The sequence below is a fragment of the Caballeronia sp. genome, assembly GCF_049581465.1.
In the GTDB taxonomy this organism is placed as follows: domain Bacteria; phylum Pseudomonadota; class Gammaproteobacteria; order Burkholderiales; family Burkholderiaceae; genus Caballeronia.
Genome location: NZ_JBAUSA010001135.1, coordinates 1 through 6,190, shown reverse-complemented (window position 1 = coordinate 6,190; position 6,190 = coordinate 1). Strand labels below are relative to the sequence as shown.

General features: G+C 61.4%; 5 protein-coding genes. 1 reads left to right on the top strand and 4 read right to left on the bottom strand.

What is annotated here, in order from left to right:
• Positions 1 to 981, top strand: a 981-nt coding sequence (locus WCA53_RS27800; RefSeq protein WP_423918438.1) for a cytosine deaminase, incomplete at its 5' end; no start/stop codon positions are given.
• A 179-nt stretch (positions 982 to 1,160) separates the two neighbouring features.
• Here the strand turns inward: WCA53_RS27800 and WCA53_RS27795 are convergent.
• From WCA53_RS27795 to WCA53_RS27780, 4 genes are all read right to left on the bottom strand, one after another.
• Positions 1,161 to 3,275 carry a M3 family metallopeptidase gene (locus WCA53_RS27795; protein WP_423918435.1) on the bottom strand — a complete coding sequence of 705 codons (2,115 nt, stop codon included), beginning with the start codon at positions 3,273 to 3,275 and terminating at the stop codon, positions 1,161 to 1,163.
• Between the two features lie 151 nt (positions 3,276 to 3,426).
• Positions 3,427 to 4,296 (bottom strand): bifunctional methylenetetrahydrofolate dehydrogenase/methenyltetrahydrofolate cyclohydrolase FolD, encoded by an 870-nt coding sequence (gene folD, locus WCA53_RS27790; protein WP_423918432.1) that lies wholly within the window; start codon positions 4,294 to 4,296, stop codon positions 3,427 to 3,429.
• 209 nt (positions 4,297 to 4,505) lie between these two features.
• Positions 4,506 to 5,150: an oxygen response regulator transcription factor FixJ gene (gene fixJ, locus WCA53_RS27785; protein ID WP_423918429.1), complete on the bottom strand. Its 645-nt coding sequence runs from the start codon at positions 5,148 to 5,150 to the stop codon at positions 4,506 to 4,508.
• Positions 5,147 to 6,190 (bottom strand): ATP-binding protein (locus WCA53_RS27780; RefSeq protein WP_423918424.1); only part of this gene is annotated, 1,044 nt, incomplete at its 5' end. The genes WCA53_RS27780 and fixJ, both read right to left, overlap by 4 nt.

Genomic DNA, 6,190 nt, shown 5'->3' with positions numbered 1-6,190 from the left:
GCGATGCAGTATTGCGACTGGGCCGTCGCGCGTGGCTTGCTCGCGATTCGCTCGCACGTGGACGTCTGCGATCCGCGCCTGCTGGCCGTCGAGGCGCTGCTCGAAGTGAAGCGGCGCGTGAAGCCTTACCTCGACCTGCAACTCGTTGCGTTTCCGCAGGACGGCATTTTGCGCAGCAAGGGCGCGTTCGATAACCTGAAGCACGCGATTTCGATGGGTGTCGATGTGGTCGGCGGGATTCCGCACTTCGAACGCACGATGGCCGACGGCGCCGAGTCCGTGCGTCTTCTGTGCGAATTCGCCGCGGAAAAGGGCCTGCGCGTGGACATGCACTGTGATGAATCCGATGATCCGATGTCGCGACATATCGAGACGCTTGCGGCCGAAACACATCGGCTGGGAATGCAGGGACGCGTGACCGGCTCGCACCTGACGTCGATGCATTCCATGGACAACTACTACGTGAGCAAGCTGATTCCGCTGATCCGCGAATCTGGCGTGGCCGCGATTGCAAATCCGCTGATCAACATAACGCTGCAAGGCCGCGCCGATACTTATCCGAAGCGCCGAGGCATGACCCGCGTGCCGGAGTTGCTCGCAGCGGGCGTCGATGTCGCGTTCGGCCACGATTGCGTGATGGACCCGTGGTACAGCCTGGGTTCGGGCGACATGCTGGAGGTGGCGCACATGGGCTTGCACGTGGCGCAGATGACGGGGATCGAAGCTATGCGGCAGGCGTTCGATGCCGTGACCACGACACCGGCGAAGATCTTGGGTATCGAAGGATATGGCATCGCGGTGGGTTGCAACGCCGATTGTGTGGTGCTGGACGCGCGCGATCCTGTCGAGGCGATTCGCTTGAGGGCGGCGCGTACGGCCGTGATTCGGCGGGGAAAGGTCATAAGCCGGGCGCCCTCGATGCGCGCGACGCTCAGCCTCGAAGGACGGCCCGACGAGGTGAATTTCCGGCTGGATCGGTGAGCACAAAACGAAAGGCCGTTCCGGCGTGAGCTGGAACGGCCTCTGCATGTCTAACGTCGAACAGCCTCTGCATGCCCTAACGCACGACCCGGCCCCGCCGTTTCATCGAATCAGATCGATCAACGCCTTAATCAGTTCGCCTAACGCGAGCAGCGCGTTCACCGGTGCCGGCCGTGCAATCAGTGCGCCGCTTCCGGCGACATCCCGTTATGCCGCAACAGCGCGTCGATATTGGGCTCGCGGCCACGGAATGCCTTGAACGAATCCATCGCGGGCCGGCTGCCGCCCACCTCCAGGATCTCCGTCCGATACCGAGTGCCCGTTGCCTGATCGAGCACGGAACCATTCGCCAGCTTGGCGGCTTCCTCGAACGCCGCATACGCGTCCGCCGACAACACTTCCGCCCACTTGTAGCTGTAATAGCCGGCCGCGTAACCGCCGGCGAAAACGTGAGTGAACGTGTTGGTCCAGCGCGAGAACGGTGCTTGCGGAACGACGTGGAAGCGCTCGTTGATTTCGCGGGCGAAGTCGTTGACGTTGGTCGCGCCGGCCGGATCGTAACTGCTGTGAAGCGTGATATCGAACATGGACAGCACGATCTGGCGCAACGTGCCGAGTCCGCTTTGGAAGTTCTTTGCGGCGAGCATCTTGTCGAAGAGATCGCGCGGCAGGGTTGCGCCGGTATCGACGTGACCGGACATGTCGGTGAGCACGTCCCACTCCCAGCAGAAGTTCTCCATGAACTGCGACGGCAATTCAACCGCGTCCCATTCCACGCCGTTGATCCCCGATACCCCCAGTTCGTCGACGCGTGTCAGCATGTGATGCAAGCCGTGGCCGAACTCGTGGAAAAGCGTGATGACTTCATCGTGCGTAAAGCATGCAGGCTTGCCGCCAACCGGCGCGGAAAAGTTGCACGTCAGATACGCGACGGGCGTTTGCACGCCGCCTTCGCTGCGTTTGTGGCGCGAGCGGGCGTCGTCCATCCAGGCGCCCCCGCGTTTGCCTTCGCGCGCGTACAGGTCGAGGTAGAACTGGGCGACCAGCGAGCCATCCTTGTTGTCGACGCGAAAAAAGCGCACGTCCGGATTCCAGACGGCGGTTTGATCAGGGCGAATCGATACGCCGAAAAGCGTCTCGGTGACCTTGAACAATCCCTTGAGCACCACTTCCTGCGGGAAGTATTGCTTCAATTCATTTTCCGAGAACGAATAGCGTTGCTGGCGCAAACGCTCGGCGGCGAAGGTGGTATCCCACGGTTGCAACTCGGGCATGCCCAACTCGGTCGCGGCGAACGCGCGCAACTCCATCCAGTCGTTCTCCGCGTGCGGCCGTGCGCGCACCGCGAGATCTTCGAGGAACGAAATGACCTGTGCGGGCGATTCGGCCATCTTCGGCGCGAGCGAAACCTCCGCAAAATTCCGATACCCGAGTGCATGCGCTTCTTCGGCACGCAGCTTCAATTGCTCCACGACGTTTGCCGTGTTGTCCCATTCGGGCTTTCCATCTCCGTAATTCGGGCCCAGTTCCGACGCCCGCGTCACGTACGCGCGATACATCGCTTCACGCAGGGGCCGATACTCGGCGTATTGCATCACCGGAAAGTAAGACGGGAAATGCAGCGTGAATTTCCAGCCCTCGACGCCGTCTCTCTGAGCGGCTTCGCTCGCCGCTTCGATCGCGTCTTCCGGCAAGCCCGCGAGCTGGCTTTCCACGGTGATCAAGTGCGAAAACGCGTTGGTGGCATCGAGAACGTGGTCGGAGAATGCCTTCGATAGCGCCGCCTGTTCTTCCTGGACGCGCGCGAAACGCGGCTTGAGGTCTTCGGGCAATTCGGCACCCGACAAGCGGAAGCCGCGCAGCTCGTTGCTCAGCATCTGCTTCTGTTCCGCGCTCAGCGACGCATGCGCTTCGCTTGCCGCGATCGCCTTGTACTTCTCATAGAGCGCCAGATTTTGCCCGACGCTCGCGGAGAATTCGGTCACGCGCGGCAGGTTCTCGGCGTGAGCGGCGCGAAGTTCGGGGGTATCGGCGACTGAATTCAAATGGCCGATTACGCCCCACGCACGCGAAAGCCGTTCGCTCGCGCGCTCCACGCTTTCCACGATATCCGTCCATGTGGCGGGCGTATCGGGTGCGCTGGCGTGATCGACGGCGGCTTTTGCATCGGCGAGCAGGACGTCGAGTGCAGGCGTAACGTGTTCCGGCAAGATGTCCCCGAAGCGGGGTAAATCGGAGAAATCGAGCAGCGGGTTGGCTGGGTTCGCGATATTCGATGGTGTCGAACTGGACATGACTCTCCCGGTCTCGGATTGAATGGCTGGAACTTCATTATTGGGGCGACACCGGCGATTCACAAATCGATTGTGACTACGGACGCGATTGATTGTCGACGTGTCGATCAATGAGCGCCGCGGCCGGGCGCCCCACCTCCGGCAACCTCCGTCAGGCGGCGCCGCTATCCTGGAGCATTGCCCGTTCGGCTGCTTCGATGGTATTGACCAGTAGCATGGTGATGGTCATGGGACCGACGCCGCCGGGCACCGGCGTGATGAAGCCGGCCACTTCCTTGACGCCTGCGAAATCCACGTCGCCGCAGAGCTTGCCCTGATCGTCGCGATTCATGCCGACATCGATCACGGTTGCGCCTGGCTTTACCATGTCCGCCGTGAGCATATTGCGCCGGCCCGTGGCGACCACCACGATATCTGCTGCTCGTGTGTGCGTGGCGAGATTGCGCGTCTTGCTGTTCGCGACGGTGACAGTTGCCCCGGCTTCGATCAGCAGCATTGCCATCGGCTTTCCGACGATATTCGAGCGTCCGATCACGACCGCGTTCGCGCCTTCGAGCGCGATGCCGTGCGCTTCGAACATCTTCATGACGCCGTACGGCGTGCAGGGGCGAAAGAGCGGCTTGCCCGTCATCAGCGCGCCGGCGTTTTCCACGCTGAAACCGTCGACGTCCTTCGCTGGCGAGATCGCTTCGATGACCTTGTGGCTATCGATGTGTTTTGGCAGCGGCAATTGCACGAGAATGCCGTGGACGTTCGGATCGTTGTTCAGGTCGTCGATACGCGCCAGCAATTCGCTTTCAGTCAGCGTCGCGGGAAAACGGTCGAACACGGAATGCAGGCCATTGTCGAGGCACGCCTTCACCTTGTTGCGCACGTAGACCTCGCTAGCCGGATTTTCGCCGACGAGCACGACTGCGAGACCGGGTTGCTGGCCGCGGGCGCTCAGGGCGGCGGCGCGGGTGGCGACATCGGCGCGAAGGGTTTTGGAGAGGGCGGTGCCGTCGATGAGTTGCGCAGTCATAGGTCGGTTCTGGCGGGAGAAAGCCCGCTTTTTTGATGAGGCGCGGGGGCGCGGGCGGAACGCCAGGGGCGCCCGGCGCGCGGCTTCGCGGTTGGGTTCGAATTATAGCGTGATGGGGGAGGCAGGGAGGGCGAGGCGGGGTGCTGGCGGTGTGTGTGGGACTTCGACCCTCGCCCCCACACACGCCGCCAGCAGAACCCCAAAAAACCTTACTGCGCGTGCAGCGCGGGCTTATTCGAAAGCGCAAGTCTCAACAAATCGGCTACCGTATTCACGGAAAGCTTCTCCATGATATTCGCGCGATGCGCTTCCACCGTCTTGATACTGATGCCCAGATCATCGGCGATTTGCTTGTTCAAGCGCCCCGCGATAATCCGCTCCAATACCTGATGCTCCCGCGCCGTCAACTTGCCAAGACGCTCGGCAGCCGCGCGTTGCTGCTGCACGCTGGAACTTTCGGTACGAGCCTTGTCGAGCATGCGCTCAACAAGCTTGCGCAACTCGGCTTCGTCAAACGGCTTTTCGATGAAGTCCATCGCGCCCTTTTTCATCGTCGACACGGCCATGGGAACATCGCCATGACCCGTCACGAAGATGATCGGCAGCAACGAATTCTCTGCGATCAGCCGTTCCTGCAACTCCAGACCACTCATGCCCGACATCCGCACGTCCAGGATCAGGCACGAGATCGCGCCTGAATGGGCGATCGGGAGGTAGGCATCGAGGTACGCTTCCGCGCTCGCAAAGCACGAGACGCGGTAGCCATTGGCTTCAAGCAGCCAACGCAAAGAATCACGCACGGCCTCGTCGTCGTCGACGACAAAGACGGTTTCCTGAGTGGTGACTGTGCTCATAGCTCTCCCGTAACGGTTTGTTGTGTAGATTGATGATTGAGAACCTCTTGCCCGCCGTTGCCCGGACCGTCGGATTCTCCAATTGGAAGGCTGCAATGGAACGTGGCGCCCGTGACGTGACCGCCCGAATCGACGTTATTCACGACCCACAGCCGCCCACGGTGCGATTCGATAATCGAACGGCAAATGTTCAACCCCATGCCCATGCCGTCGGACTTGGTGCTGTAAAACGGTTCGAAGAGGCGCTCGGCCGTGGCTTCGTCAACGCCTGGGCCGGTATCCACCACGCTGATGCACACCGAGCCGCCTTCGCGCAGCACCATGATGCGGATCACGGGGTCGACCGCGGCCGGTTTCGCGTCGTGCATGGCTTCGGCTGCGTTCTTCAGCAGGTTCACGAGCACCTGTTCGATCAGCACCGGGTCCACGTGGATCACCGGCATGCGCGAACGGATCTCAGTCACGATGCGGATCTTGCGTTTGCGCGCTTCGATTTCGGCAAGCCCGACTGCATCGGCGACGATATCCGCCACGCGCGTGGGCTGGCGTTTCGGCTCGCTGCGCTTTACGAATTCGCGGATGCGCTTGATGATCATCCCGGCCCGCACGGCTTGCTGCGCCGTCTTTTCGAGCACAGGCAACAGCGCGTCCTGCGTCATGCGGCCCGATTTCACCAACGCGACGCAACCCGACGCGTAATTATTGATAGCGGCGAGCGGTTGATTCAGTTCATGTGCAAGCGACGACGCCATTTCGCCCATGGTCATCAGGCGGCTCGTGAATTGCAGTTTCTCTTCCTGCTGGTCGGCCAGTTCCTGCGCTTGCTTGCGCGTGGTGATGTCGGTGGCAATCTGCATCTGCGCCAGATGCCCATCTACCCATTGAATGTACTGGCGGCGCACTTCGAACCATTTCTGGATGCCTTCCACATACACTTCCTGCGCGTCCGACGTGCTTTCGGTCAGCGCCGTGGCGGGCAGGCCGGCATAGGTATCGACCATGTCGATGGAATCCGACGACGACTGCGCCGAATCGAATCC

Bases quoted from the DNA above. Each gene is read 5' to 3' on its own strand.
- folD (WP_423918432.1), bottom strand. From the start codon at position 4,296: ATGACTGCGCAACTCATCGACGGCACCGCCCTCTCCAAAACCCTTCGC.
- fixJ (WP_423918429.1), bottom strand. From the start codon at position 5,150: ATGAGCACAGTCACCACTCAGGAAACCGTCTTTGTCGTCGACGACGAC.
- WCA53_RS27795 (WP_423918435.1), bottom strand. From the start codon at position 3,275: ATGTCCAGTTCGACACCATCGAATATCGCGAACCCAGCCAACCCGCTG.